General features: G+C 72.6%; 25 protein-coding genes. 8 read left to right on the top strand and 17 right to left on the bottom strand.

The window, feature by feature from the left end; all coding sequences use genetic code 11:
- Positions 1–17 precede the first annotated feature (17 nt).
- Both ACZ7DE_RS22010 and ACZ7DE_RS22005 read left to right on the top strand, forming a co-directional pair.
- Positions 18–701, top strand: a complete 684-nt coding sequence (locus tag ACZ7DE_RS22010) for a pyridoxamine 5'-phosphate oxidase family protein (RefSeq protein WP_470763687.1) — start codon at positions 18–20, stop codon at positions 699–701.
- Entirely contained in the window at positions 701–1,357 is a 657-nt protein-coding gene (locus ACZ7DE_RS22005) for an FMN-binding negative transcriptional regulator (protein WP_470763684.1), read from the top strand. Before ACZ7DE_RS22010 ends, ACZ7DE_RS22005 begins: the two co-directional genes overlap by 1 nt.
- 227 nt (positions 1,358–1,584) lie before the next feature.
- Here ACZ7DE_RS22005 and ACZ7DE_RS22000 read toward each other — a convergent pair whose 3' ends face one another.
- Complete coding sequence (locus ACZ7DE_RS22000; RefSeq protein ID WP_470763680.1) at positions 1,585–2,589, bottom strand: EamA family transporter; 1,005 nt, start codon at positions 2,587–2,589, stop codon at positions 1,585–1,587.
- 84 nt (positions 2,590–2,673) lie between these two features.
- Complete coding sequence (locus ACZ7DE_RS21995; RefSeq protein WP_470763678.1) at positions 2,674–3,306, bottom strand: peptidase; 633 nt, start codon at positions 3,304–3,306, stop codon at positions 2,674–2,676.
- Between the two features lie 287 nt (positions 3,307–3,593).
- On the opposite strand from ACZ7DE_RS21995, the gene ACZ7DE_RS21990 reads away from it, so the two are divergent.
- Positions 3,594–4,022, top strand: coding sequence for a type II toxin-antitoxin system Rv0910 family toxin (locus ACZ7DE_RS21990; RefSeq protein WP_470763676.1), 429 nt, complete (start codon positions 3,594–3,596; stop codon positions 4,020–4,022).
- A gap of 98 nt (positions 4,023–4,120) precedes the next feature.
- On the opposite strand, the gene ACZ7DE_RS21985 is transcribed toward ACZ7DE_RS21990, so the two are convergent.
- Entirely contained in the window at positions 4,121–4,759 is a 639-nt protein-coding gene (locus ACZ7DE_RS21985) for a PadR family transcriptional regulator (RefSeq protein WP_470763674.1), read from the bottom strand.
- A gap of 100 nt (positions 4,760–4,859) precedes the next feature.
- On the opposite strand from ACZ7DE_RS21985, the gene ACZ7DE_RS21980 reads away from it, so the two are divergent.
- Positions 4,860–5,663, top strand: a complete 804-nt coding sequence (locus tag ACZ7DE_RS21980) for an SDR family NAD(P)-dependent oxidoreductase (protein WP_470763672.1) — start codon at positions 4,860–4,862, stop codon at positions 5,661–5,663.
- Between the two features lie 31 nt (positions 5,664–5,694).
- Here ACZ7DE_RS21980 and ACZ7DE_RS21975 read toward each other — a convergent pair whose 3' ends face one another.
- From ACZ7DE_RS21975 to ACZ7DE_RS21940, 8 genes are all read right to left on the bottom strand, one after another.
- Positions 5,695–6,534 (bottom strand): class II glutamine amidotransferase, encoded by an 840-nt coding sequence (locus tag ACZ7DE_RS21975; RefSeq protein ID WP_470763670.1) that lies wholly within the window; start codon positions 6,532–6,534, stop codon positions 5,695–5,697.
- 62 nt (positions 6,535–6,596) lie between these two features.
- Positions 6,597–7,031, bottom strand: coding sequence for a DUF7144 family membrane protein (locus ACZ7DE_RS21970; protein WP_470763669.1), 435 nt, complete (start codon positions 7,029–7,031; stop codon positions 6,597–6,599).
- Positions 7,032–7,072: 41 nt separating this feature from the next.
- The gene (locus ACZ7DE_RS21965; RefSeq protein WP_470763667.1) at positions 7,073–7,504 is read right to left on the bottom strand and encodes an SHOCT domain-containing protein; all 432 of its coding nucleotides are present in this window, start codon (positions 7,502–7,504) and stop codon (positions 7,073–7,075) included.
- Between the two features lie 138 nt (positions 7,505–7,642).
- Entirely contained in the window at positions 7,643–8,386 is a 744-nt protein-coding gene (locus tag ACZ7DE_RS21960) for an HdeD family acid-resistance protein (protein ID WP_470763665.1), read from the bottom strand.
- Between the two features lie 51 nt (positions 8,387–8,437).
- Positions 8,438–8,635, bottom strand: coding sequence for a hypothetical protein (locus ACZ7DE_RS21955; RefSeq protein ID WP_470763664.1), 198 nt, complete (start codon positions 8,633–8,635; stop codon positions 8,438–8,440).
- A 194-nt stretch (positions 8,636–8,829) separates the two neighbouring features.
- Positions 8,830–9,351, bottom strand: a complete 522-nt coding sequence (locus ACZ7DE_RS21950) for a hypothetical protein (protein WP_470763662.1) — start codon at positions 9,349–9,351, stop codon at positions 8,830–8,832.
- 72 nt (positions 9,352–9,423) lie between these two features.
- Positions 9,424–11,052 carry an MFS transporter gene (locus tag ACZ7DE_RS21945; RefSeq protein ID WP_470763660.1) on the bottom strand — a complete coding sequence of 543 codons (1,629 nt, stop codon included), beginning with the start codon at positions 11,050–11,052 and terminating at the stop codon, positions 9,424–9,426.
- Positions 11,053–11,140: 88 nt separating this feature from the next.
- Positions 11,141–13,882 carry a winged helix-turn-helix domain-containing protein gene (locus ACZ7DE_RS21940; RefSeq protein ID WP_470763658.1) on the bottom strand — a complete coding sequence of 914 codons (2,742 nt, stop codon included), beginning with the start codon at positions 13,880–13,882 and terminating at the stop codon, positions 11,141–11,143.
- A gap of 510 nt (positions 13,883–14,392) precedes the next feature.
- Here ACZ7DE_RS21940 and ACZ7DE_RS21935 point away from each other — a divergent pair.
- On the top strand, positions 14,393–15,202 hold the full coding sequence (locus ACZ7DE_RS21935) for a PhzF family phenazine biosynthesis protein (protein ID WP_470763656.1): 810 nt from the start codon (positions 14,393–14,395) through the stop codon (positions 15,200–15,202).
- Between the two features lie 32 nt (positions 15,203–15,234).
- On the opposite strand, the gene ACZ7DE_RS21930 is transcribed toward ACZ7DE_RS21935, so the two are convergent.
- The gene (locus tag ACZ7DE_RS21930; RefSeq protein WP_470763655.1) at positions 15,235–16,014 is read right to left on the bottom strand and encodes a CPBP family intramembrane glutamic endopeptidase; all 780 of its coding nucleotides are present in this window, start codon (positions 16,012–16,014) and stop codon (positions 15,235–15,237) included.
- A 662-nt stretch (positions 16,015–16,676) separates the two neighbouring features.
- The gene (locus ACZ7DE_RS21925; RefSeq protein WP_470763653.1) at positions 16,677–18,194 is read right to left on the bottom strand and encodes a glutamate-cysteine ligase family protein; all 1,518 of its coding nucleotides are present in this window, start codon (positions 18,192–18,194) and stop codon (positions 16,677–16,679) included.
- 568 nt (positions 18,195–18,762) lie between these two features.
- On the opposite strand from ACZ7DE_RS21925, the gene ACZ7DE_RS21920 reads away from it, so the two are divergent.
- The 3 genes from ACZ7DE_RS21920 to ACZ7DE_RS21910 all read left to right on the top strand — a co-directional run bounded on the left by ACZ7DE_RS21920 (position 18,763) and on the right by ACZ7DE_RS21910 (position 21,182).
- Entirely contained in the window at positions 18,763–19,353 is a 591-nt protein-coding gene (locus ACZ7DE_RS21920; protein WP_470763651.1) for a hypothetical protein, read from the top strand.
- 373 nt (positions 19,354–19,726) lie between these two features.
- Positions 19,727–19,915, top strand: a complete 189-nt coding sequence (locus ACZ7DE_RS21915; RefSeq protein WP_329407725.1) for a DUF5999 family protein — start codon at positions 19,727–19,729, stop codon at positions 19,913–19,915.
- Between the two features lie 241 nt (positions 19,916–20,156).
- The gene (locus tag ACZ7DE_RS21910) at positions 20,157–21,182 is read left to right on the top strand and encodes a LacI family DNA-binding transcriptional regulator (RefSeq protein ID WP_470764243.1); all 1,026 of its coding nucleotides are present in this window, start codon (positions 20,157–20,159) and stop codon (positions 21,180–21,182) included.
- On the opposite strand, the gene ACZ7DE_RS21905 is transcribed toward ACZ7DE_RS21910, so the two are convergent.
- The 4 genes from ACZ7DE_RS21905 to ACZ7DE_RS21890 form a co-directional block, all read right to left on the bottom strand.
- Positions 21,175–22,248 (bottom strand): endo-1,4-beta-xylanase, encoded by a 1,074-nt coding sequence (locus ACZ7DE_RS21905; RefSeq protein ID WP_470763648.1) that lies wholly within the window; start codon positions 22,246–22,248, stop codon positions 21,175–21,177. The genes ACZ7DE_RS21910 and ACZ7DE_RS21905 overlap by 8 nt on opposite strands.
- 53 nt (positions 22,249–22,301) lie before the next feature.
- Positions 22,302–23,066, bottom strand: coding sequence for a carbohydrate ABC transporter permease (locus tag ACZ7DE_RS21900; RefSeq protein WP_470764241.1), 765 nt, complete (start codon positions 23,064–23,066; stop codon positions 22,302–22,304).
- Positions 23,067–23,173: 107 nt separating this feature from the next.
- On the bottom strand, positions 23,174–24,172 hold the full coding sequence (locus ACZ7DE_RS21895; protein ID WP_470763646.1) for a carbohydrate ABC transporter permease: 999 nt from the start codon (positions 24,170–24,172) through the stop codon (positions 23,174–23,176).
- Positions 24,173–24,178: 6 nt separating this feature from the next.
- On the bottom strand, positions 24,179–25,471 hold the full coding sequence (locus tag ACZ7DE_RS21890; protein WP_470763644.1) for an extracellular solute-binding protein: 1,293 nt from the start codon (positions 25,469–25,471) through the stop codon (positions 24,179–24,181).
- Positions 25,472–25,523: the final 52 nt, after the last annotated feature.

The raw sequence follows: 25,523 nt of genomic DNA, 5'->3' as shown, positions 1-25,523 counted from the left end.
GTGCAATGGAGAGCGCCATGCAGGGGACCTCGCAGCCGACGACACCGGCCGCCGCCTACACCCCGACCGACCGCACGATCCCCACCCGGGCGGCGCACAAGGCGTCCTACGACCGGGAGTCGGTGCACTCGATACTCGACGAGGGCTACGTCTGCCACCTCGGCTTCGTCCGCGACGGCGCGCCGGTCGTGCTGCCGACGCTGTACGGCCGGGTCGGCGAGACGCTCTACGTGCACGGCTCGACCGGCTCGCGTCCGCTGCGGATGACGGGCCAGGCGGACCCCGGGCTGCCGGTCTGCCTGACCGTGACGCACGTCGACGGTCTGGTGCTGGCCCGCTCGGCCTTCCACCACTCGATCAACTACCGCTCGGCGGTGGTGCACGGCATCGCGCACGACGTGACGGACCCGCAGGAGAAGCGCGCCGCGCTCGACACCCTCGTCGAACACGTCGTCCCGGGCCGGGCCGCCGACTCGCGCCCCGCCAACCGGAAGGAACTCGCGGCGACCGCGGTGATCCGCCTCGACCTCCGCGAGGTGTCGGTCAAGACCCGCACCGGAGGCGTCAACGACGAGCCCGAGGACCTCGCCCTCCCCCACTGGGCCGGCGTGCTCCCGCTGCGCAAGGGCTACGGCGCCCCCGTCCCGGAGGCCGACCTCGAGCCCGGCGTCGTACTGCCCGACTACCTCGCGGCGCTGTGATGCTGGTCCACCCCTGGGACGCGCCGCACGACGACGCCGAGTGGCAGCAGTGGCTGGCCGGGCGCGACTTCGGCCAGCTGGCCGTCAACGGCCTGCCGGGAGAGCCTCCGTTCGTACAGCCCCTGCACTTCGCGTACGACCCCGGCACAGGCACGGCGCTCACCCACCTGGCCCGGCCCAACCCGCTGTGGCCTGCCCTGGAGGCGAACCCGGCCGTGACGCTGAGCGTGGTCGACGACTACGTGTTCGTCCCCGGCCCGTGGCAGGCGCCGCCCGGCGCCCCCGCCGAGCACGGCACCCCGACGAGCTTCTACGCGGCGGTCCAGCTCCGCTGCACGGCGCAGATCGTGGACGACCCGGCCGCCAAGGCCGACCTGCTCGGCCGCCAGATGGCCCACTTCCAGCCGGAGGGCGGCTCGGCCCGGCCCACGGTCGGCGAGGCGCCGTACGGCCGTCTGCTCTCCGGGCTCCGCGGCATCCGACTCGAGGTGACGTCCGTGCGGGCGAAGTTCAAGTACGCGGCCCACCGGCCGGCACAGACCCAGGACCGCATCGCCGCGGGCCTCGCCGCACGCGGCGGCCGTGGGGACGCGGCGGCCCGCGAGCACCTGTTGCGCCGCGGCCGCGCCCGAGGGGCCCTGGCCGGCGACACCTGAGGACGCGAGGACTCGGCGGTCACCCGACGTCCGATGGGTCCCGACCGGTACCGGACCCGGTGACCTCGGAGCCGTTCAGCGGCGGCCCGACGACGGCCGGGCGCGCCCCGCCCCGCCATGTGCCCGCCCCGCCCACCGGTCACCGGCCGTCGCGGAGACCGGCCCCGGCCCCGGGTCGGGCGCGCTCCGCCACGACGGCGCGCCCAGCTCCATGACCGGCGGCATGGCTAGGCGGCTGTTCCGCGGGCGGACAGCTCCCTTTCGGGGCCCCCGGCGGCCACCGGGGCCGGGGAGCCCTTGGCGGGCGCGGACGACTGGGCGATGAACGCGCCGAGGAGCACCACGGCCCCGCCTACGATCTGCGGCGCCGAGAGGTGCTCGCCGAGCAGTACCCAGGCCAGCACGGTCGCGATGACCGCTTCCAGGCAGGCCACCACTCCGGCGACCTGCGGGGAGAGCCGGCGCACGGAGACCACGCCGGTCACGTACGCCACGACCGTCGCGATCAGCACGATCCAGGCGAGCAGCAGCCAGGCCGGGACCTCGGTGCCGTTCATGCCGGCGGTGTGCGCGAGGACCGCCCAGTCCATGCCCCAGGGGCGGGCGACGGCGGTCAGCACGAAGGCGCCCACGAGGAGGCCGTACGCGATGACGCCGAGCGGGTCGGGGACGTCGTCGCCGGAGTCGCTGCCCTGGTCGGACAGGACGAAGTAGCCGACCTGGCAGCAGGCGGCCGCCAGCGCGAGCAGCAGCCCGAGGGCGTCGAAGCTCAGGCCCGCCCAGACCTCCACGACACAGGCCAGCCCGCCGACCGCGAGGACCACACCGAGCGCCGCGGCCCGCGTCACCGGCCGCCGCTGCACGAAGCGCACCCAGCCGAGCACGAGAGCGGGCGCGAGGTACTCCACGAGCAGCGCGACGCCGACCGGGATCCGGGATATCGAGGCGAAGTAGAACGCCTGCACCCCGGCGACGCCGAGCAGGCCGAAGCCGGCGAGCAGCGCGGGCCGGCTGCGCACCAGCGCGCGGTGGCGCACGGCGAGCGGCAGCATCACCAGCGCGGCGCCGGTCACCCGCAGCCACACCACGTGCAGCGGGTCGAGGCCCGCCTCGATCAACGGTTTGGCCGCGACCCCGGATCCACCGAAGGCGATGGCCGACCCGATCGCCAGAGCGAGCCCGATGCCCTTTCCGCGGTTGCCCTGACTGCTCATAGACGTACGCACGCCCACATGATGACAGGGGACGACATGAGCGTCACCCCCGTTGACACCTGTCTCAGCGGCTGGACGCCCCGGGCGGGGACCGGGCCGAGGTCAGTGGACGGGTCCGCCGCCCCCGGGGCACGCCTCGCGCTCCTGCGGACCGTCCTCGATGCGGGCCCGCAGCTCGTACACGTCGACGCCGGCGCGGGTGAGGACCTCGACGGCCCGGGCCTGCGGGTCCGCGACGATCGCCGCGAGCAGATCGACGCCCCGGGCCGGTGCGCCGGTGTGCCGCGCGGCCTGCCCGCACGCCCGCTCCAGCGCGGCCGCGGCCAGCGGGGAGAGGCCCTCGGCGACCGTCACGACGGGAGCCTCGCCCGCAGGGCCGGCGTCCGCCGCCGCGGCCGTCCGGCCCGAGGACCCGACGGCCGTGACGACGGGCAGGGCGCCGGAGTCCTCGACGCCGCCCTGCCAGCGCAGCCCGTAGCCGATGCTGCGCTGGACGAGGTAGCCGAGCAGCCGGGCGAGCTGGGGGCCGCCGTCGAAGGCGGCACGGACCAGGGGGTCGTGCTCCAGGAGCGAGTGCAGCAGATGGGCGGTGTCGACCTGCCGGTCCCCGTCGCGGATCGCGCGGCGGCGGGCGGCGGCGAGCGCCGCCGCGGCCTCGGCGCCGAACCTGGGATCGTCGTCCATGCCGTGCGCGGCGTGCCCGAGGGACGACTGCCGGGGAATACGGGGTTGCACCACCCCACCCCATCAGTCGCCGAGGCGTGCGGTCATCCCCGGTGGGGAGCATCTTCGCGTCCCACGCAGAGCGGAGCACGGCCGTCGAAGTCTCCTCCTTACGGATGAGATCAGGCCGTCGTGCCCGGCAGCGGCGCGCGCCGCCTTGCGGGCTGCCCGCACCTGCCCGCGCCCGGGGACGCGCCCTCCACTTTTCCTGACGGTTCGTCAGTATTGAATGTTCGAGCCCCTGGAGCTACGTTCCGCGACACCGCAGCCGGAGCTGCCCGACACGAAGAGGTGGTCGCATGGCCGAAGTCAGCGCGGAGGCACGCATCCAGGCGCCGGCCGAGAGGGTGTGGGCCCAGCTCACCGACTGGCCGGCGTACGGGAAGTGGAACGCGACCCACACCAACTTCCCCGAGGGCGGCCCCGAGACCCTCGAGCCGGGCGCGACCTTCCAGGAGAACATGAAGCTCATGGGCTTCCCGGCCGAGGTCGAATGGACCGTGGCGGAACTGGAGCCGGCCCGGGTGCTCGCCATTCGCGGAAAGGGGCCGATGGCCGTGTCCGTGGCCACCCGCTACACCCTGACCCCCGACGGGGACGCCACGACGGTCCGCATCGACGGCGAGTTCACGGGCGCCGCCGTGTCGCTGATGGCGGGCAGGCTGAAGGACTCCGGGACGGCCGCGCTGAACGAGTCGCTGCGCAAACTGGGCGCACTGGTGACCTGACCCCGGCGCCCGGGGCGCACAGGACGTGCGAAGGCGCCCCGCGGTCGATTCCGCGGAGCGCCTTCGTCGTGGGACGGCCGTCTCGAACACCCGGGGGTTCAGTCCTCGTCGGCGAGGATCAGGTACAGCTTCTTGCGGGCCTCGTTGATGACCGCCAGCGCCTTTTCGCGCTGCTCCTTGCTACCGGTCTTCCAGACCTGCCCGAAGGCCTCCATCAGACCGAAGCCGGCCTGGCGGATCTCACCGAGGGCCTCCCAGTCGACCCCGCGCGTGGCCTCCTCCCAGGGGGCGTCCGGGCCCTCCTCGGCGGCCGTGCGGCCTTCTTCGGTGAGCGAGAACAGCTTCTTGCCGCCGTCGCTGTGGCTGCTGATCAGACCCTCGTCCTCCAGCAGCTGGAGGGTCGGGTACACCGAGCCCGGGCTGGGCTTCCACGCCCCGCCGCTGCGCTCGGCGATCTCCTGGATCATCTCGTAGCCGTGCATGGGCCGGTCCTGGAGCAGGGCCAGGATCGAGGCCCGTACATCACCGCGCCGCGCCCTCCCCCTGGGTCCGCCGCGCCCTCGTCCGCCCCAGGGGCCGGGGCCGAAACCGGGACCTGCGAAGCCCGGGCCGCCCGGACCGCCCGGACCGAAGGGCCCGAAAGCCGCACGCCGTCCGTCGAAACCGCCGCCGAAGCCGCCGCGGCCGCGCCGGGGGCCGTCCTGTCCATGTCCACGCTCGAATCCGTGGGTACGCATCGCAAACCACTCCTTCATTCCATCGTTGATCTGTCGCGATGCGTCAACGATATATCGGAACAGTTCGCTTGACAACACCCTTCCCGCTTAGGGTGCGGACATGACATCGCACAGCGCCCCGCACGGCCCCTCGGCCGCCTACCTCTCCGAACTGTTCTCCCTGGTCGGCCGGGTCGCCCTGGTGACGGGCGGCAGTTCCGGCATCGGCCGGGGCATCGCGGGCGCGCTCGCCCGAGCGGGGGCGAGCGTGGTGATCCTGGCGCGCAAGGAGGCGGAACTGGCCGCCGCGGTCGACGAGCTGACGGCGGACGGCTGCCGGGCCGCCTGGGTGAGCGGCGACCTCAGCACCCGCGACGGGGTGCGCGCGGCCGCGGAACGGGCGGCCGGGGTGTACGGCGAGCCCGACATCCTCGTCAACTGCGCCGGCATCAACCTGCGGCCGCCGATGGACGACCTGGACGAAGCGGTCTGGGACGCCACCATGGCCGTGAACCTGGAGGCGCCCCACCTCCTGGGCCGGCGGTTCGGACCCGGCATGGCCGAGCGCGGCTTCGGCCGGATCATCCACATCACCTCGCAGCAGGCGCACCGGGCGTTCGTCCAGAGCGGCGCCTACGGAGTCTCCAAGGGCGCGCTGGAGTCGCTGGCCCGCTCCCAGGCCGAGGCATGGTCGCCGTACGGCGTCACCTGCAACACCCTGGTGCCCGGCTTCGTGATGACCCCGCTCAACACCAGGCTGTCGTCCGACCCCGAGAAGGTCGCCGCGCTGGCCGCGCGCACCATGGTCGGACGCAACGGCCTCGCGGAGGACTTCGCCGGGGCGGCGGTGTTCCTGGCGAGCGGCGCCTCCGCCTACGTCACCGGGCAGGCGATCTTCGTCGACGGCGGGTTCTCCGTCCACTGAGCCGAGCCCGGCGCGCGACGCTCCCCAGCCGCTACGCCGCCTGGGGAGCGAAGGGGAGGATCTCGTCCCCGCCCGGCTGGACCACGCCGTAGGTGCTCTCGGGGACCTCGTTCCAGGCGCCGGGCAGGTCCCCCAGGGGTTCGGAGACGATGAGGCGGGTCTCGTCGGAGACCTCGCGCAGGAACGCCATGTCGGGGTGGAGCGCCCGCAGCGTGTCCACCCGGGTGCTGTAGAAGAGCGAGCGCGAGGCGCCCTGGCTGGAGTAGCGGAACGCCCACAGCCGCCGGCCCTCGGTCACGGCGACCGTCATCTGCAGCGGGTACTCCACCCCGTGCTCGTGCCCGACGCGCTCCACGAGGCCCACCATCCGCGCGACCGCGCCCGGCGGGTCCTCCTCCAGACCGAGGGTGAGCGCGAGGAAGAACATCATCTCGGAGTCGGTGGAGCCCTCGATGTCGGGGAAGAGCTCCGGGTCGACGGCGAGGGCGAGGTCCCGGCGGATGCGGTGGAACTCGGCGATCGCGCCGTTGTGCATCCACATCCAGCGGCCGTGCCGGAACGGATGGGAATTGGTCTGCTGCACCGCCGTGCCGGTCGAGGCCCGGATGTGGGCGAAGAACAGCGGTGAGCGGACGTGCCCGGCGATCTCCCGCAGGTTGCGGTTGCTCCAGGCCGGGCCGACCTCCCTGACCACCGCGGGGGTGCCGTCCGGTCCGTCGGACATGTACCACCCGACCCCGAAGCCGTCGCCGTTCGTCGTCTCGACGCCCATCTTGGAGTGCAGGCTCTGGTCGATCAGCGAGTGCGTCGGCCGGTAGAGGATCGCTTCGAGCAGGACGGGCGTGCCCGAGTAGGCGAGCCAACGGCACATCGTCTACCGCCTTCCTGGGGGTTGTCGGACGGGAGGGGCGGGGCCGGCTCGGCTCGGCCGGGTCAGTCCATGGCCCGGTCCGGCTTCGCCACGCACAGGGCCCAGATCACGAACGCCGAGAAGGCGATCATCACCACGGACCACACCGGGTAGTACGGCAGGGAGAGGAAGTTGGCGATGACGATCAGCCCGGCGATCGCCACGCCCGCCACTCGCGCCCACATCGCCGCCTGGAACAGTCCCAGGCTGACGATCACGGCGACCGCGCCCAGGGCGAGGTGGATCCAGCCCCAGCCGGTGAGGTCGAACTCGAAGACGTAGTTGCGGGTCGTCACGAAGATGTCGTCCTCGGCGATCCCCATGATGCCGCGGAAGATGTCGAGCACTCCTGCGAGCATGAGCGTGACGGCGGCGAAGGCCATGAGGCCCTGGGCCCAGGGCTGCCTGGCGGAGTGGCGCCTGGCGGTCGTGGCGTGGCTGGTGGGTGTCTCGGTCATACCGGTGCCTCTCTTCGGTGTGGTTCGGGCGGGCTCGGGAGTCAGCGGCCCGAACCGCTCAGGACGTGCTGCTTCGCGAGGGCGAACTCCTCGTCCGTGATGTCTCCGCGGGCGCGGATCTCGGAGAGCCGGGCCAGTTCGTCGACGCTGCTGGCGGGTCCGCCGGATCCCTTGGCGGTCTCGCGGACGTAGCTGTCGAAGGCCTGCTGCTGCTCACGCGCCTGGGCGATCTCCCGGCGTCCCATGTTCTTGCCGCGGGCGACCACGTACACGAGCACGCCGAGGAAGGGCAGGACGATGCAGAACACCAGCCAGCCGGCCTTGGCCCAGCCGCTGAGGTCGTCGTCCCGGAAGATGTCGACGACGACCCTGAACAGCAGCACGAACCACATGACCCACAGGAAGAACACCAGCATGGTCCAGAAGGCGCTCAGCAGCGGATAGTCGTACGCGAGGTACGTAGACCCACTCATCTCTCTCCTCCGTCCCGGGCTCTCGCCCGACAACCCGACATGGCGTCGCATGCCGTTCTCAGCCTGCGCCGGGCGGCGTCCCGTCGACCTCACCCGGGGCGGGTGAGCGCGCACGTCCCCGGGCGGCCCGGCCGCCGCTCAGACGGCGCCCGTGCGGTCCCGGTCCCGTACGGCCGGGGCGGTCCTGCGGAGCGCGGCACGCCAGGCGAAGGCGACCGCGCCCTCGACCAGGGCGAGCAGCACGAGCCACAGGCCGAGCAGCCGGGTCAGGGCCCGGGCCGACTCGGTGGGCAGGGCGAGCACCACGATCCCCGCGACGATGGCCAGCGCCGCCGCGCCGAGGACGACTCCCCGGTGGGGCAGGTCCTTGGCGGCGAGGGCGGTGTGCAGCGTGACGATGCCCGACACCAGCCACAGGACGCCGACGATCAGGGACAGCGCCGCGATGGTCTGCAGCGGGTTCCGCAGGCACAGGACCCCGGCCACCACGTACAGCACCGCCAGGAGCAGTCCGGTAACCCGGGCGCCGCCGTCCTCTCCGGCGAAACACGACACGAACCGGAACACACCGGTCAGCAGCAGGTACAGGCCGATGAGGACCGCGAGGACGTGCAGGGTCTCGTCCGGCCACACCAGGATCAGGATGCCCGGCACGAACGTGGCGACGGCCGAGCCGAGGATCCACGTCCAGGAACGGCCGAGCGCGGCCAGGGCGGCGGACGCGTCGCCGGTGACCGGCGCGGGGTCCGTCCCGTCGGGCGGACGCTCCGCCGCGTCGCGGGGCCGGCCCGGTTCGTCGGTCGGTCCGGTGTGCGGACGGTCCGGCTCTCGGTGCGGGCGGTCCGGTCCGGAGTGCGGTACGGGACCAGGCGACGCGCTCATGACTCCTCCTCGTGGCCTCGCGCCCGAACGGAGCGGACGGTCCCCGGCTCGTCACTCCGGCAGTTGGCGCATCTCGAGGACCCGCAGCCCCAGGGACTGACAGCGGGCCAGCAGCCCGTACAGGTGGGCCTCGTCGACGACCTGTCCGAACAGGACTGTCTGACCGGACATGACCACATGGTCCAGCTCCGGAAAGGCCCTGCTCAGCGCCTCCGACAGCTGTCCGTCGACGCGGATCTCGTAGCGCATGAGCTTCTCCCGGGACGGCCTGGGACAGGCGGACTGCGCCCTTACCCGCGATCCTCCGTCCGGGACGGACGCCCGGCCTCACCCGGTGGAGGTGATAGGCGCCGCGGGCAGGCCGGCCACTGCGGACACCCGCCGCCGACCACCGACCAACCGCCCGGCCCACCGGCACCGGCACTCCCTGCCCGCCGCCGGCGTCAGTGCGTCACGAAGAGCTTGAAGGCGATGATCAGCAGGCCGAGCACGAGGTTCACCGAGGCGGTGACGGCGACCAGCCGCCACGAGGCTCCGGCCCGACGTGCGGCGGCCGCCGACCAGCCCACCTGCCCCGCCACGGCGACCGCGAGCGCGAACCACAGCGTGCCCTGCAGGTCGAGTCCGAGCATCGGACTGACGGCCACGGCGGCGGCCGGGGGGATCGCGGCCTTGACGATCGGCCACTCCTCGCGGCACACGTGCGCCACGGCGCGCCGGTCCGGACGCCGCTGCGCCAGCCGCGCCCCGAACAGCTGGGCGTGCACATGGGCGACCCAGAACACCACGCCGGTGAGCACCAGCAGCAGCACGAGCTCCAGGCGCGGGAACGAGCCCAGGGCGCCCGCGCCGACCACCACCGAGGCCGCGAGCATGGACCCGTAGACGCCGCCGGTGTAGTCGGCGTGGGCCCGGCTCTCGGCGGAGCGCGCCCGGGGCGCTGCTCCGTGGCCGGTCCTGGACATCGCGTCCTCCTCGACGAGCCGGGCGGCGGTTCCGACAGGGGGGTCTGGCGGACCGGCCGACGTGCGGGTCCCTCAGCGTGGCGGGCCCGTGGCGCCGGTCTGCGCTTCGGCGCCGGGGCGGCTCGGCCGTCCGGCCTTCCCGGTCGGCAGATGCGACGTGGCCAGGAAGCTGGCGAGAGTGATCCCTCCGGCCGCCAGGATCGCCGCCTTCAGACCGTCGAGCTGCGCCTCGGCGTAGGAGTCCACGAGGGCGTCGGTCTCGGCCGGCGGCAGCCCGGCGTCCTCGGCCGCCGAGCGCACCTGGTCGGTGGACACGAAGCTGATGCCGGACTCGAGGGCGACGCCGGTCTCGCGGCGGGCCTCCTCCGACAGCCGCGGGTTGTCCTCCACCTTCGTGGTGAACGCCTGGGCCAGGGCGCCGACCAGCAGCGATCCGATCAGCGCGGTGCCGAGCGCGGAGCCCAGGTTCTGCGCGGTGAACTGCAGCCCCCCGACCTCGCTGCGTTCCTCCTCGCCCACGCTGGACTGGACGACGTTGCCCAGCTGCGAGGCGAGCAGGCCCATGCCCACGCCGAGCAGCGCCATCGCCCCGGCGAACTGCGCGTCGTCGATGACCGGGTCGATGGTGGCCAGCAGCCACACGACGGCCCCGGCCAGGGTCACCAGCGCGAGCCGGACCACCCGGCGGGGTCCCGCCACCCGCCCCAGCCGGGCGGCGAGCATGGAGGCCGCCAGCATGGTGATCGACACCGGAAGCAGGCGCAGGCCGGTCTGGAAGGCGTCGAAGCCCTGCACCACCTGGAGGTACAGCGGGATGGTGAAGAACAGCCCCAGCAGGATGAGGTTCTGGCTGAGCAGGCACGTCAGGCCGGAACGCAGAGGCGGCCTGTGCAGCAGCGTCAGATGCACCAGCGGGTCGGCGCCGTGGGCCTCCCGGCGTCGCTGCCAGTGCAGGAAGAGGGCGAGCACGGCCGCTCCCGCGCCGACCACGAACAGGGTGGGCGAGAAGCCCAGGACGGTGAAGGGCGGGTTGCGGGGTTGCACCCAGCCCCATGTGCCGCTCTGCAGCACCCCGAGCACGCAGAGCGCCAGTCCGGCCGCCGACAGCGCCGCGCCCACGCCGTCGAGGCGGGGAGGCGGGCCGGCGCGTCGGGACTCCGTGATCGCCCGGCGGAAGCACAGCATGACGAGCACGACCACGACCTCGCCGACGAACACCAGCCGCCAGGTGAGATACGTCGTCAGCCAGCCGCCCAGCAGCGGGCCGACGGCGATGGCCGCCCCGGCCAGACCGCCGATGACGCCGTACGCCACGGCCCGGTCCCGCCCCCGGTAGGACTCGGCGACCAGTGCCGCCATGGCCGGCAGGACCATCGCGGCGCCCAGCCCCTCGATGACCGACCAGCCCAGGGCGAGGACCCACACGGTGGGTGCGGCCGCGGTGAGGGCCGACCCCGTGGCGTAGACGACGAGGCCGAGGAAGAAGAGCCGGCGTCGTCCGAAGATGTCCCCGAGCCGGCCGCCGATGATCATGAAGGCGGCCATGACCAGGGCGTAGAGGGTGATGACGGCCTGGATCGCCGTCACCTCCGTGTCGAAGTCCTCGACCAGCTGACTGATCGAGACGTTCATGACGGACGTGTCCAGGACCATCAGGAACTGGGCGGTGCCCAGGACCATCAGGGGCCGCCAGCGGCTCATGGTGTCCACCTCCCCATCGCAGCCGGGAATCGGCGTCGGCGCCTCACCCTCCAGGGGCGAGCCGGACGGCCCGGAGGTCCGCTGCCGGTCACAGGAGCTTCAGCTCCCGGGCGCGGCGGACCGCCTCGTTGCGGCGGTTGACCGAGAGCTTCCGGTAGGCGCTCTTGAGGTGGGTCTTGACGGTGTTCACGGACAGATACAGATCGGCGGCGATCTCTTCCGTCGACATCGTCAGGGCCAGTCTGCGCAGCACGTCGCGTTCGCGTGCGGTCAGCTCCTCGACGACCGGGGGCGGCGGACCGCCGGACGGCCGGGCGCCGGGGGCGAGCCCGTCCCTGGTCGGGCCGTGCGGCGTCACCGCGCCCAGGAAGGGGCGGATCCACGCTCCGGCTTCGAGGAAGGGCCGCCGCAGCCCGTCGCGCCGTGCCTCGCGCAGCGCCAGCGCGACGAGTCTGCGCGCGGCGCCCGTGTCCCCCGCCTCCTCCGCCGCCTGCGCCCGCACCAGCGTGGCGCGGACCGTCACGGCGGGCCCGCAGCGGTCCTCAGGACGCAGCCGGTCGAGCAGGTCGATCGCGGCCAGGGGCCTGCCCGCGGCGAGTTCCGCCCGCGCGGACGCCACGGTGCACGCCGGGACCTCTTCCGGCGCCTCCCGCAGCACCTTGGCGGCCGTCTCCGGCCGGCCGTCGGCCAGATGCGCGGCGGAGACGACGAGCGCCGTCTGGCCCTCGGCCCACGGGGAGGCCACGGCGGCGGACACGGCCCGCTCGGCCGTCGTGAGCGCGGCCCGGGTGTCGCCGCGGGCCAGGTGCAGACGGGCGGTGGCGATGGCCCGGCCGGCCTCCATGACCGGGTCCCGCAGCGCGGGGTACGGCCCGTCCGCCTCCTCCAGCAGGACCTGAGCGCGGCCCAGGTCGTCCCGTTCGACGGCGACGGCTGCCAGCACCAGCCTTCCCATGCCGCAACCGGACGGCTGGGGCAGTCCGTAGCGCTCCGTCTCGGTCATCGCGGCCCGGGCCGTGCGTTCCGCCCCGGCGAGCCGGCCGTTCAAGTAGTCGATCAGCGCGAGCCCGCCCAGCGAGTCCTCCCGGGCGAGCGCCGTCGAGGCCCCGTCGAAGGCGCCGGCCGCCCGCAGCGCGGTGACGGCGTCCTCGAAGCGTCCGGCCCACAGCCGTGCCGAACCCAGATGGGCCAGCAGGAGGGCGATGAACTCGGGGTGTTTGTCGAGCAGGTGGGCGGGAACCTCGTCGCGCAGCGTCTCGGCCGCCGAAGCGGCCAGCTCCGCCCGGGCCGGCGCGCCGGTCAGCCGGGCCGCCAGCGCCTCGAGCAGGGCACAGCTCAACCGCGCCTCCGCCAGCGCGGGCGCCTCGCCGGCCGCACTCCACTCGACCGGCGGGGCCTGGGCGTCGACGAGGTCCTCCCCCGGCGCCGCGGTCGGGCCCGCCCCGGCGGCCTTCCGCAGTTCGGCGGCCAGGCTCTGCTCCGCGCGGCGCAGGTGGCCCAGCCCGCGGTCGAGTTCGTGCCGGGACAGTTCACGGGCGGCGCGGACCAGGTCGGCGGCGGGGCTCGCGGCCTCCGGCCCCATGCGGGAGAACAGTTCGGAGAACTCGTCGGAGCGCAGTCCGGTGAAGAGCCGGCCGATGGCCAGGTCGTCGACCAGCGCGCCCGCGGTGAACTCCCAGTCGCCCGCGGCGGCGCCGTGACCCAGCGTCTCGGTGAGGGAGCCCGAGCCCCGCAGCCATCGTGCGGCCCGGCGGTGGAGTTCGGGCTCCAGGCCGGGCGAGCGCACCCGCAGATGGGCCCGGAGGATCTCACCGAACAGCGGGTGAAGGCGGTACCAGTCCTGCTCGAGGTGCTCGACGAACGCGTTCGCCCGGCACAGGCCGGCCAGGATGGGCTCTGCGTCGGCCCGCCCGGTCAGCGCGTTCACCAGCCCGGGACGGAACCGGTCGAGGACGCTGACCCGCAGCAGGAGGTCCTGTGTCTCCGGCGACTGCCTTCTGAGCACCTCCGCCAGCAGGAAGTCGGCGACCGAGGTGCGGTCGGCCTCGAACTCCTTCAGGTATCTCTGCGGGTCCGGGCTCTCCCGCGCGGCGAGAGCGCACAGCCGCAGACCGGCGGCCCAGCCCCGGGTGCGTTCCACGAGCCCCTGTGTGGCGGGCTCGGGAAGCCGGAGTCCGTGCAGCTCCAGCAGGTCGGCCGCCTCCCCGGGGGTGAAGGCGAGCTCAGCGCCCCGGATCTCCGTCAGGTCGCCGGCCGCCCGGTACCGGTGCAACGGCAGCAGCGGCTCGGTGCGGGTGACGAGGATCAGGCGCAGGCCCTCGCCGGCGTGGTGCAGAACGAACTCCAGCTGCTCCGCGATCTCGGGAGCGGTCACCCGGTCGTACTCGTCGAGGACCACGGTCACCGGCCGGTCCCGGGAGCTCAGCTCGGCCGCCAGCCGGGCCAGCAGGGTGGCGGGCACCCGGTCGGCGTCCGCCGGGCAGCCGATCTCCGCGGGGAGGTCCGTGCCGGACACCCGCAGGGCCTGCAGCAGGTACGCCCACAGCATTCCCGGGCCCTGCCCCGCCGTGTCGGTGGTGAGCCAGGCGACGGGCGTCTCTCGTGCCGCGGCCCAGTCGGCGACCAGGAGCGTCTTGCCCGCACCCGCGGGGCCGTTGACCATGGTCAACGGCGTCCGCAGGCCCTGGTCGAGATGGCTGACCAGCCGCTCACGCCGCAGGAACGCCACCGGCCGGGCCGGCACGACGAACCGTGTGCGCAGAAACGGATCCCCCTGGGGATCCGCGTTCGGCGCCGTCGGTTCGGCGCCGGTCTCCTCGTGCCCGCTCATGGCGCTCACCGCCCCGGTTCGTGCTCAGGTCATGGGTCGCGCTGCTCCTCAGCATCCCAGCCTTCCGCCGGGGCCGCGCTGCGAGCGGCGGCCGACGGCTGCCCGCCGAGCAGACACGGGCGGCCGCCAGGGCGCCGTCCGGCCAGGCGCGAAGTCACCCGCCGGGCCCGCCCCGGTCTCCGCGGGCAACCACGGCCCCGGCCGACGCGCACCAGGGACCGACCGCACCCCGAGTCCGGACCCTCAGCGGACCACCCACCCCGACGGCCGGAGCCGCGAGGCCATGAACCGAAGCCGTGAACCGAAGCCGTCGACCGGAGCCTCGACCGATGCGACGGCCCGGGCCGCCTCCACAAGCGCCCGCGCTCGCGGCAGGTCAGGAAGCTCACGCCGCACGACACCAAGGAGCAGACGGAAGGACGCGCCGATGCGGGCGGTCGGCGGAAACCGGGCCAGGACTCGCGGATTGGCCTTGGCCGAGGATTCCGCGCACCCCCTAGCGTCAGCGCCATGCGGATTCACATCGTCGACGCCTTCACCGACCGTCCCTTCGCCGGGAACCCTGCCGGGGTCCTGCTCCTGGACGCCTTCCCGGACGACGGCCGCCTCCAGAACATCGCCCTGGAGGTCAACCACGCCGAGACGGCGTTCGCCCACCCGCTCCCCGAGGGCGGCGAGGCGGACTGGGCCCTGCGCTGGTTCACGCCCGTCACCGAGGTCGACATGTGCGGGCACGCCACGCTCGCCACGGCCCACATCCTGCACACGACCGGCGCCCACGAGGGCCCGGTGCGCTTCGCCACCCGCAGCGGCGTCCTGGTCGCCACGCCCGCCGGGGACGGCTCGATCACCCTGGACTTCCCGACCGCACGGCTGACGCCGGCCGAGGTGCCGGACGGCGTCGCCGACGCCCTCGGCGCCGAACCGCTGGCCTGTTTCGACACCGGCCCCCAGATCGGCGACCTGCTGATCGAGGTCGCCGACGAGAAGACCGTCCACTCACTGCGACCGCGGCACAAGGCGCTGGCCGCGTACTCCAGCCGGGGCGTCATCGCCACCGCCCGCGCCGAGAACCCGGACCTGGGCTACGACTTCGTCTCCCGCTGCTTCTTCCCGAACGTCGGCATCGACGAGGACCCGGTGACGGGCAGCGCCCACACCGCGCTGGCCCCCTACTGGTCGGAGCGGCTCGGCCGCGCCGCGCTCACCGGGCTGCAGGCCTCCCCCCGCTCCGGCCGCGTCCGTACCGAACTGCGTGGCGAGCGCACCTTGTTGGCCGGCCGGGCGGTCACCGTCATCGAGGGCGAACTGCTCGCCTAGCCGCGGTCGGTGCGAAGGGGTGGCCGGATGGCTCACGCCGTCGGCAGCCACCCCACCTTCCCCGCCAGCAGCGCGTATCCCACGAACGCCCCGATGTCGAGCAGGGAGTGCGCCACCACGAGAGGGCCCACCCGGCCCCAGCGGCGGTACAGGTAGACGAAGACCACGCCCATCACCATGTTGCCGATGAAGCCGCCGACGCCCTGGTAGAGGTGGTACGAGCCGCGCAGCACCGCGCTGGCCACGAGCGCGGTGCCCGGCGTCCAGCCCAACTGCCCGAGCCTGCGCAGCAGATAGCCGACGACGATGACCTCTTCGACGATCGCGTTCTGCAGCGCGGACATCACCAGCACCGGGTACTTCCACCACACGTCCGGCAGCGCCTCGGGCACCACCGTGAGGTTGAAGCCGAGGCCGCGCGCCGCGAGGTAGAAGGCGATGCCGGTACTGCCGATCACCGCCGCGATCGCCGCCCCGCGGCCGAGGTCCGACCAGGGCCGGGTGCGGTCGAAGCCCAGCGTCCGCAGCCCGTACCCCTCGCGCAGCAGGAAGTGCGCGACGAGGGCGACGGGGACGAGCGCCGAGGCGATCCCGAAGAGCTGCCAGGCGAGATCGAGCCACGGACGGCCCGGCGCTGCCGAGGCGTTGAGCGTCGCCGCCTGGTCCTTCAGCCCTCCCGGCTTGGTGACCGATCCGACAAAACTGATCAGTGCGGACACACCGCTCGCACCGAGCGAAAGCCCCAGAACGAGCAGCGTCTCGTCCCGGAGAATCCGTCGCGAGAGCCCGTCCTGCGGAAAGGAATCGGCCACCTACCCCGCCTCCACCAGCACACTTGCCTCCAGTTGCGTAAACCCGCCGCATCCCGCCCCCGCCTCGTGCGTGACAGGCCGCCGGGGGGACGGCACCGTACGGGACGTACCTCCCCCTCGTATGCCGCGTGGCGAGAATCCGCCGCGGAGGCCGACAGGGAGGGGCGCCACCGTCGTGGGACGTCACAGCTTGCCCGATCCGCACGGGCCGGGCGGCAGCGCCCCCGCCCCCGCACTTTCCGCCGCACCCCAGCCGCCGCGACCGCTCTCGCCCTCACCGCGGCGGCCGCGCAGAGCGGCTGCTCTCCTTCGGCCCGTCCTGCCGCGACCACGTACGACTGACCGTGGCCGCGTCCCCGGATCTCACGGCACGCGAGTCGTCCCCGGCCGCCGACACGCCGGCGGGCCGGAACGCGGACGCTCAGGTGCCGGTGGCGGACTCGGACCTGTGAGTGCGGCGGATCACCGCCGACCGCACGGCGACCCGGGTGACCCCGCGCGGGTCACCGCCCGGGGTCACGGCCCCGCGGTCACCGGCCCGGGTCACCGTCCCGGCGACCGCGGTCCGACTCCGGACCGGTGGACGACCGTGAAGGCCGGCCGGGCTGCCGGGGAGCAGTTCCTCTGCATGCGGCCGCTCCCGTCGTGGCAGCGGGCGGCGCTCAGGTCGTGGCAGCGGGCTCGGGCAGCCCCACGGGCCAGGTGTGGACCGGCTCTCCGAGGTGCATCAGCTCGGCGTACCGCCGCGTGGTGGCGGCCAGCGCCGCGTCCCGCGACAGTCCCGCCTCCAGCGCCCGGTGGAACGTCGCCACCTGCCAGGTCGCCCCGTTCGCGCGGCGCCTGCAGCGCTCATCGATGACGCCGAGATACAGATCGCGATCGGCGGGCTCCACACCCCACGCGTCCAGCCCGGCCTCCGCCAGCGGCAGCAGTTCGTCCCGGACGAGACTCACCGCGTCCACCTCGACCAGACCTCCCAGCCGACCCCGCCGCGGCCACTGCAGCCGCGCCTCGATCCCGTACCGGCAGGCCGCGTCGAAGTTGGCGGCGGCCGCCTCGAACGGCAGCCGGGACCACACCGGCCGGGACTCCTCGGCCAGGGAGCGGACCACGCCGTAGAAGAAGGCCGCGTTGGCGATCACGTCGGTCACGGTCGGACCGGCGGGCAGCACACGGTTCTCCACCCGCAGGTGCGGAACACCGTCGGCGATGCCGTAGACGGGACGGTTCCAGCGGTAGACCGTGCCGTTGTGCAGCACGAGCTCGGCGAGCGAGGGCACCCCGCCCGCCTCGAGCACCTCCAGCGGGTCCTCCTCGTCGCAGATGGGCAGCAGCGGCGGGAAGAAGCGCAGGTTCTCCTCGAACAGCTCGTACGGCGAACTGATCCACCGCTCCCCGAACCAGGTCCGCGGCCGCACGCCCTGCGCCTGGAGTTCCGGCGGCCGGGTGTCGGTGGCCTGCTGGAACAGCGGGGGCCGCGACTCCCGCCACAGCTCGTGACCGAACAGGAAGGGCGAGTTGGCGCCGACGGCGATCTGGGCCGCGGTGACGGCCTGCGCCGCGTTCCACACCGCGGCGAAGCGGCCCGGAGTGACCTGCAGATGCAGCTGCACGGAGGTGCAGGCCGCCTCGGGCACGATGGACTTGGAGGTGCACGACAGCCGCTCGACCCCGTCGATCTCCAGGGCGAAGTCCTCGCCGCGGGCGGCCACGATCTGGTCGTTGAGCAGCGTGTAGCGGTCGACGTCGGAAAGGTTGGAGGACACCAGGTCGTCCCGGTCGAGCGTCGGCAGAATACCGATCATCACGATCCCGGCGTCGACCTCGCCTGCCTTTCGATGGGCATATGCCAGTGACGTACTGATTTCCTCGGCGAGACGGTCGAATACCCGGCCGCCCAATCGGTGTGGAGCTATGTTCACTTCCAGGTTGAACATGGCGAGTTCTGTTTGGAAATCGCGGCTCGCGATCCTCTCCAGCACCTGGCCATTCAGCATTTTCGGCAGACCGTCGGCGCCCGCGAGATTCAGTTCGATCTCAAGCCCCATGAGGTTCTTGGGGCGGTCGAAGCGCTTCTGGGCCAGGAGCCGCTCGAGCCCCGTCAGACACCGCCGGAGCTTGTCCCGGTAGTGCTGACGATCGGACAGGTCGAACGCGCCTGCCACGACCTTCTCCCCCATGAAGCGTCCTTCCTCGCGTGGGCGGGCCGGCGGTCCGGGCCGCCGGGTGTCCCGGGTTCAGGTTTCATGATGCCCAGCCCGGCGGTTCGATAACGTGCCCGTCCGTCCCCGACACCCGCTACGCTGACCGAAAGCCGCCCACGGCGTTCCGTTGGCACATTCACCGGGCATGCGGCCGGACGCCTTTTCACGAATCAAGAACTCGTGAAAAACGCCGACGAGAATAGGCCGACCGCTGCGCGCGCATAACCCGAGGTCATCGCGGCGTGACGCACTCAGAATCGGGATGATTCACACGTATCGCCGACCGGATGAACCCTTGCCGTGTATCCGCGGATCGACTAGACGAAACACAGTCTGAACACATGTCGTATAAACTCCGCGAACAAGGCAGAGAAGGTTGGCGCCCACGGTCGAAGGAGCCTGTCGTCGAGGTGACGGCAGGCCGCTCGCGCACCCCGAGGCCCCCAGACCCGGCCCCCGCCTCTCCGACCTCCGAGAGCTAGCTGACAGCGCCGTCCGCCCCGCCCTCGCGCCACCGTGCCTGTCGAATGAGAGGCGACCCACCATGCCTTTGCATGTCCCCCCGGCTCCCGCGCCCGCCCTGCGCTCCGTCCTCACGGCACTCGGTTCCCCGACCGCGGTCCGCGAGGCGCACACACCCTCCCTGCGAGCCACCCGGCAAGACGCCACCCCCGACCTCCCGCTGCCCCTGCACGTCCTGGACACGATCACCGCGGCAGGCGTGGCCGAGACCCGGCTGGCCGGCTGGCGCTTCCTGATCCGCTGCGACGACCGGGCGGTGGCCGCGGCCGAGACCCGGCTCACCCCGGACGGCTGGGCGTTCTCGCACTTCTTCGAGGGCCCCTACATCGCCTCCACCGAACGCGCCCTTCGCCAGGCCGAGTCGGCTGCCCAGCCGTACCAGGCGCGCCTGCTGTCGGTGCCCGCTCTCTACATGCTCACGCTCTGGCTGCACGGCGACAGCGCCTCGGACGGCACCACGGGCCACCCCGACCCGACCGACCTGCTGGTCCCGCTCGCCCCGGCGCCCCCCGGGATCGCCGCCCACCGCCCGCACCGGGTCGCCGAACTGCTCCCGGTGCTGACCCTGCGGACGACCCCGGCGCCGCCTCCGCTGCTCGGCTCGCCCGCCTGACCCGACCCGCCCGTCCGTCCACCCCGATCCGCCCGGTCCATCCGATCCCCGTACCCCGTCGCCGCGGCCCCGGTGGCGGGGTACGGCGGCGTCCGCGGGCCGGAGACCGCCGTACGGTCCGACCGGACTAGCCCCATCCGGCCACCAGGAACCATCCGAAGTGACAGGGGGGTTGAGATGAACCGCCCGCGTGGGTGACGCGTCATGAACCTGTGAGAAGCGGTGCCGCGAAATCCCTGCGGAACGACCTCCGTGGGGCAACACTGGGTTCCGACACTTATCACAACGGGGGGCGGCCATGAACGACGCTTCAAGCCGCGGGACAGACACGACAGCCATCTCACTCATCACGCCAGAGCGGAAGTTCCCATCCATGTGCCAGCACCAGCCGCCGTGCCCGTCAGCGACCTCAGCCGACCGGGAGTCCGCCCGCCTCGTGGCGCACCACCCGGAACAGGGCTGGAGCCTGCTGTGCAACGGCGTCCTCCTCTTCGAGGACACCGGTGAGCTCCTGCCGGACGGCAGGGTCATCGCGCCCCACCGGGTCGTGACCGCCGCCTAGAGCCTGTCCGGACGGCGCGGGACCGCCGTCCGGAGACCATGTGGGGCCGGCCCGCAGACCTCCTGCGCACCGGCCCCGACGCATGTCCGGAGCCGCTCACTCCGCGTAGTTCCCCGGTAGCGGGCCGGGGCGTCTCCTCGCACGTCTTCCCACGGCGGCGCCCTTTCCGGAAGACTCCTGGAAGTTTCGGCGCGGCGCCCGGAACGCGGCGACGGAGGTGGGGGATGTGACGGCGGACGACATGACGGCTGCGTCGCGGGGCAGAGTCACGATCACGGAGATCGCCCGCCGGGCCGGCGTCTCGGTGCCGACCGTGTCCCGCGTGGTCAACGGCCGCTCCGACGTGTCGCCGCAGACCCGGGCCCGGGTCGAGGACCTGCTGCAGCTGCACGGCTACCGCAAGCGCCCCGCCTCGGCCCCGACCCGCGCCTCCCTGCTCGACCTGGTCTTCAACGACCTCGACAGTCCCTGGGCGGTGGAGATCATCCGGGGCGTCGAGGAGATCGCCCACGCGGCCGGTGTGGGCACGGTGGTCTCGGCGATCCACGGCCGCTCGGGCGCCGCCCGCGAGTGGATGCGCAACCTGCGCTCCCGGGCCTCCGACGGCGTCATCCTCGTGACCTCGGCCCTGGAGCCCACCCTGCACGAGCAGTTGCGCATCCTGGGCGTGCCGCTGGTCGTCGTCGACCCGATGGGCTCCCCCGACGTCGACACCCCGACCATCGGCGCCGCCAACTGGTCGGGCGGCCTGGCGGCCACCGAGCACCTGCTGGCGCTGGGCCACCGCAGGATCGGCCTGATCGCGGGCCCGCCGAGGCTGCTGTGCTCCCGGGCCCGCTTCGACGGATACCGTGCGGCCCTGGAGGCGGCCGGGCTGGCCGTCGACGAGACCCTCGTCGTCCCCGGCGACTTCCATCCGGAGTCGGGCTTCACCGGCTGCACGGCCCTCCTCGACCTGCCCGAGCCGCCCACGGCGGTGTTCGCGGCCAGCGACCAGATGGCGCTCGGCGCGATCGAGGCGCTGCGCCGGCGCGGTCTTCGGACCCCGGAGGACATGAGCGTGGTCGGTTTCGACGACCTTCCCGAAGTCCGCTGGTCGGCGCCGCCGTTGACCACCGTCCGCCAGCCCCTGGCCGAGATGGGCAAACTCGCCGTCCGCACGGTCCTGAGCCTGGCCCGCGGCGAGCGCCCCGACTCGCCGCGGGTGGAACTGGGCACGGAGCTGGTGGTGCGGTCGAGCACCGCTGCGCCGCGCGGCTCTAGCTGAGCGCCTCCCTGATCGCCCGGTAGGCCGGCTTGGGCACGAGCTGCTCGTCCCAGGGCAGCGCGGCGCCCTCGCCGGGGAAGAACGCCGGGATCCACGAGTACTTGTCGGTGTAGTCCCAGATCGTGATGCCGACGCAGCGCCGCACCGCGAGGCACGCCTCGGTCATGTCCCGGTACCAGTCGGCCTGCTGGGCCAGCTTCTCGTCGGTCGCGGGCAGTTGCATGCGCACGTCGACCTCGGTGAGCGCGGTGTCCAGGCCGAGCCGGGAGAAGCGGCGGAGGTTGTCCTCCAGCGTCGTCGGATAGCCGTACTGGAGGGCGAGATGCGCCTGGAGGCCGATGCCGTGGAGCGGGACGCGCTGCGCCTTCAGCTCCTTGGCCAGGGCGTGGTAGGCGTCGCTCTTCGGGCCGACGGCCTCGATGTTGTAGTCGTTGAGGTACAGCTTCGCCTTCGGGTCGGCCTGATGGGCCCACCGCAGGGCGTCGGCGATGTACCCGGGGCCCAGCGTCCGGTAGAAGATCGTCTCGCGGTAGGTGCCGTCCTCGTTGAAGGCCTCGTTGACGACGTCCCAGGCGTAGACCTTGCCCCGGTAGTGGCGCACCTCGGTCTGGATGTGGTTCTTCAGGACGGCCCGCAGCTCGGCGGCCGTCCACTCCTTGCCGGTGAGCCAGTCCGGCAGCTGACTGTGCCAGACGAGGGTGTGGGCGCGGACCTTCTGGTGGTGGGCGCGTGCGAGGCCGACGATCTCGTCGCCGGCCGTCCAGTCGAAGACGCCCTGCTGCGGTTCGGTGGCGTACCACTTCATGCCGTTGCCGGGGGTGATCATGTCGAACTCGCGCCCGAGGATCTTCGTGTAGGCGGCGTCGGTGAGTTCAGGGTTGTCGGTGGCGCTGCCGAAATAGCGGCCGTGGCGCTGCGCGAGGTCGGCGAGGGTGGTCCGGTGCTGTGTGTACCCCGGTCGCTCGTGCGCCTGGGCGGCCGGCCCGGTGACGACCCCGGCGGCGACCAGGACGGCGGCGAGGGTTCCGGCGAGTCTGAGCCGGGTGCGGACGGCGGTGCTGGGCATGGTGCGACTCCTCACGTCGGGTGGGTGTGAGCCGTATGGTTCGCGGGCGCGCGTCACCCCTTGGTGGCGCCGGCGGCGAGGCCGCCGACGAGCTGGCGCTCGGCGACGGAGTAGAAGGCCAGGGCGGGAACCATGGCGAGGACGAGATAGGCGAACACGCGCGCGTACTCCGCGGAGTACTGGCCCTGGAACTGCTGGACGCCGATCGGGATGGTCCACCAGGTGGGCTCGTTGAAGACCAGCAGCGGCAGGAAGAAGTTGTTCCAGCTGCCCACCACGGCGAGCACGGACACCGTGCCGAGGGCGGGCCTTGCCATGGGCAGCAGGATCCGCCAGAAGAAGCCGAGGGGCCCGCAGCCGTCCAGCGTGGCCGCCTCCTCCAGTTCGGCGGGTATCTCCCGGAAGAAGCCGCGCAGGATGACGATGGTCACCGGCAGCCCGAACGCGGCCTGCGGCAGGATCACGCCGAGCGGGTTGTCCAGCAGTCCGATGGAGCGCAGCAGCACGAACAGGGGCAGCGCCGCCACCGCGAAGGGGAACATCAACCCCATCGTGAACAGGGTGAACAGCAGCTCCCGCCCGCGGAAGGCGAAGCGGGCGAAGGAGAACGCGGCGAGCGCGGACACCGCGACGACCACCACGGTCGTCCCCGCCGCGATGAGGGTGCTGCTGCCGACCAGGCGCCAGAACGAGCCGGAGCCGATGATGTCGGTGTAGTTCGAGGGGACCCAGGGGTCGGGCAGGCCGATGGGGTTGCGCGAGAGCTGGTCGGTGGACTTGAAGCCGGACAGGACGGCGTAGACGAGCGGTACGGCCATCAGCGCGCCGACGAGCCCGAGGACGAGGTGCAGCGGAAGCGTCCGGCCGGTCCTGCGGGCGCCGCGCCCCGTCCCGTGGGTGTCGCCGCGGTCGGTCTTGGCGATGCTCACGAGCCGCCTCCTCGCATGGTCGTGGTGGCGCCCTGGAGGTCGCGGCGGAGCACGAACCGCTGGTAGGCGAGGGCGAAGACGAGGCAGATGCCGAACATGGCCACGCTGATCGCGCTGGCATAACCGACCTGGTAGCGCCTGAAGCCGTACTGGAACATGGTCACGGCCATCGTCTCGGAGTGGTGGTCGGGGCCGCCCGCGGTGACGACCCACACCAGGTCGAAGAGCTGGATCGCGCCGATGACCGACAGGAAGACGCTGATCCGCACGGTGGGCGCGAGCAGCGGCAGGGTGACATGGCGGAACCGCTGCCAGGGGCCGGCTCCGTCGATCAGGGCCGCCTCGGTCAACTCGGCCGGGATGGACTGCAGTCCGGCCAGGTAGAGCATCATGTGGAAGCCGAAGTACTTCCAGGTCATGACCAGGAAGAGGGTGGCCATGACGGTGGAGGGATCGGCGAACCACTGGCCGCCCACCCCGTCCAGTCCGACGGCGCCCAGCACCTGGTCGGCCAGGCCGTCGTCCGGGGCGAAGATCATGCTGAACAGCACGCCGGTGATCGCCTCGGAGAGGATGTACGGCGCGAAGAACAGCATCCGGTAGACGGCCCGGCCGCGGATCCTCTGGTTGAGCGCGACCGCCAGGGCGAGCGCGAACGGCAGCTGCAGTACGAGCGAGAGGCCGACCAGGAGCAGGCAGCGCCACAGGTCACCGAGGAACACCGGGTCCTGGAAGAGCCGGGTGAAGTTGTCGCCGCCGACGAAGTCCTCGGGCATGCCGAAGCCGCCCCAGCGGAAGAACGCGGCGTACAGCGCGAACAGCATGGGCAGCAGCACGAGCGTGCCGAACAGCACCAGCGCGGGCACCTGGAAGCCGACGGCGGTGAGCCAGTGCAGCGTCCGCCGCCGGGCGCGCCCCCGGCCCGCGCCGACGGTCGGCGGCACGGGTTCGACGTCCGGACCGCTGCGTTTGTCCGGGAGGAAGGTGGAGGTCATCGCCGGCTACTGCTCTTCCTTCGCGACCTTGGTGATCGACTCGGTGACCTGCTGGGCCGACTTCGAACCGGCGACCAGAGCGGCGACGCTGTCGTTGACCTCCTGGCCGAGGGCGGGCGCGTACGCCTGGTCGAGGTAGAGCTGGAAGCCGGTGGCGGCCTTCAACTGCGCCTGGACGGCCTTGAGGTTGGTGTCGGTGAGGGCGCTCTCGGCGGCCGGGACGACGGGCAGCGCACCGGTCTTCTTGACCAGTTCGATGTCCGTGGCCGCGGAGGCGAAGAACTTGAGGAAGTCGACGGCCGCCTGCGGGGCGTCCTTGCGCAGGGCGTGCCCGCCGCCTCCGCCGAAGACCTCGGTGATCACTCCCTTGCCGCCCTCGACCGCCGGGAACGGGAAGAAGCCGAGGTTCGCTCCGAGTCCCTTGCCCGCGTCGGCCTGCACGACCGGCGCCCACTGGCCCATGAGTTCCATGGCCGCCTTGCCGTTGCCGACGGCGGCGGCCTGCCCGGTGGGGCTGGAGTAGGCGGCGCCGAGGAAGCCCTTCTGGAACGGCTGCAGGTCGACGAGGTCCTGCAGGTGCTGCCCGGCCTGGACGAACCCGTCCCCGGTGAAGTCCTTGTCGTCTCCGGCCTTCTGCAGGGCGTCGACGCCGGCGGTGCGCATCGCGAGGTACGCCCAGTAGTACATGCCGGGCCACTTCTCCTTGCCGGCCAGGGCGATCGGGGTGATCCCGGCGGCCTTCAGCTTGCGCACGGCGTCGAGGAAGCCGCTCCAGGTGGTGGGGGGCGCGCTCACCCCGGCCTGCTTGAAGAGCGCCTTGTTGTACCAGAACCCGATCATGCCGATGTCGAACGGGATGCCGTACGCCTTGTCGTCGATCAGATACGGCTCCCGGGCGACCGACAGCAGGCCCTCGCCCCAGTCCTTCGTCCGCTCGGTGAGGTCCTCGACGAGCCCGGCGTCGACCTGCTGCTTCAGAACGCCCCCGCCCCAGGTGTGGAAGATGTCCGGGAGCTTCCCCGAGGCGGTCAGCGCCGTCATCTTCGATTTGTAGGCGTCGTTCTCCAACTGAACGATCTTGACCTTCACCTTGGGGTTCTGTGCCTCGAACCGCTTGGCCAGCGCCGCCCAGACGTCCTTCGTCGGCTGAGTGGTGGAGATGTTCCACCACTCGATGGTGGTCGTCCCCGACGACCCTCCGTCCGAGTCGCCGCCGCAGGCGCTCAGAGCCGTCATGCTCAGACCGGCCGCGGCGGAGGCCGCCAGGAAGCCGCGGCGGGAGAGTGCCGGGTCGCCCATCATGCGCTCCTTGTAGATCGAAAGTTTCGAACCAGATCCAGAAAGCTTCGCT

Source organism: Streptomyces sp. NPDC037083 (assembly GCF_055606485.1).
The sequence above is the reverse complement of the archived record's forward strand: the minus strand, read 5'-3'. Positions and strand labels throughout refer to the sequence as shown.

Excerpts from the sequence above, each read along its gene's own strand:
- ACZ7DE_RS22005 (WP_470763684.1), top strand. The coding sequence starts at position 701 with ATGCTGGTCCACCCCTGGGACGCGCCGCACGACGACGCCGAGTGGCAG.
- ACZ7DE_RS21940 (WP_470763658.1), bottom strand. The coding sequence starts at position 13,882 with ATGAGCGGGCACGAGGAGACCGGCGCCGAACCGACGGCGCCGAACGCG.
- ACZ7DE_RS21915 (WP_329407725.1), top strand. The coding sequence starts at position 19,727 with ATGTGCCAGCACCAGCCGCCGTGCCCGTCAGCGACCTCAGCCGACCGG.
- ACZ7DE_RS21960 (WP_470763665.1), bottom strand. The coding sequence starts at position 8,386 with ATGAGCGCGTCGCCTGGTCCCGTACCGCACTCCGGACCGGACCGCCCG.
- ACZ7DE_RS21975 (WP_470763670.1), bottom strand. The coding sequence starts at position 6,534 with ATGTGCCGTTGGCTCGCCTACTCGGGCACGCCCGTCCTGCTCGAAGCG.
- ACZ7DE_RS21920 (WP_470763651.1), top strand. The coding sequence starts at position 18,763 with ATGCCTTTGCATGTCCCCCCGGCTCCCGCGCCCGCCCTGCGCTCCGTC.
- ACZ7DE_RS21905 (WP_470763648.1), bottom strand. The coding sequence starts at position 22,248 with ATGCCCAGCACCGCCGTCCGCACCCGGCTCAGACTCGCCGGAACCCTC.
- ACZ7DE_RS21890 (WP_470763644.1), bottom strand. The coding sequence starts at position 25,471 with ATGGGCGACCCGGCACTCTCCCGCCGCGGCTTCCTGGCGGCCTCCGCC.
- ACZ7DE_RS21990 (WP_470763676.1), top strand. The coding sequence starts at position 3,594 with ATGGCCGAAGTCAGCGCGGAGGCACGCATCCAGGCGCCGGCCGAGAGG.
- ACZ7DE_RS21925 (WP_470763653.1), bottom strand. The coding sequence starts at position 18,194 with ATGGGGGAGAAGGTCGTGGCAGGCGCGTTCGACCTGTCCGATCGTCAG.
- ACZ7DE_RS21965 (WP_470763667.1), bottom strand. The coding sequence starts at position 7,504 with ATGAGTGGGTCTACGTACCTCGCGTACGACTATCCGCTGCTGAGCGCC.
- ACZ7DE_RS21985 (WP_470763674.1), bottom strand. The coding sequence starts at position 4,759 with ATGCGTACCCACGGATTCGAGCGTGGACATGGACAGGACGGCCCCCGG.
- ACZ7DE_RS21910 (WP_470764243.1), top strand. The coding sequence starts at position 20,157 with ATGACGGCTGCGTCGCGGGGCAGAGTCACGATCACGGAGATCGCCCGC.
- ACZ7DE_RS21945 (WP_470763660.1), bottom strand. The coding sequence starts at position 11,052 with ATGAGCCGCTGGCGGCCCCTGATGGTCCTGGGCACCGCCCAGTTCCTG.
- ACZ7DE_RS21950 (WP_470763662.1), bottom strand. The coding sequence starts at position 9,351 with ATGTCCAGGACCGGCCACGGAGCAGCGCCCCGGGCGCGCTCCGCCGAG.
- ACZ7DE_RS21895 (WP_470763646.1), bottom strand. The coding sequence starts at position 24,172 with ATGACCTCCACCTTCCTCCCGGACAAACGCAGCGGTCCGGACGTCGAA.
- ACZ7DE_RS22010 (WP_470763687.1), top strand. The coding sequence starts at position 18 with ATGCAGGGGACCTCGCAGCCGACGACACCGGCCGCCGCCTACACCCCG.
- ACZ7DE_RS21955 (WP_470763664.1), bottom strand. The coding sequence starts at position 8,635 with ATGCGCTACGAGATCCGCGTCGACGGACAGCTGTCGGAGGCGCTGAGC.
- ACZ7DE_RS21970 (WP_470763669.1), bottom strand. The coding sequence starts at position 7,031 with ATGACCGAGACACCCACCAGCCACGCCACGACCGCCAGGCGCCACTCC.
- ACZ7DE_RS21980 (WP_470763672.1), top strand. The coding sequence starts at position 4,860 with ATGACATCGCACAGCGCCCCGCACGGCCCCTCGGCCGCCTACCTCTCC.
- ACZ7DE_RS21935 (WP_470763656.1), top strand. The coding sequence starts at position 14,393 with ATGCGGATTCACATCGTCGACGCCTTCACCGACCGTCCCTTCGCCGGG.
- ACZ7DE_RS21900 (WP_470764241.1), bottom strand. The coding sequence starts at position 23,066 with ATGGCCGTACCGCTCGTCTACGCCGTCCTGTCCGGCTTCAAGTCCACC.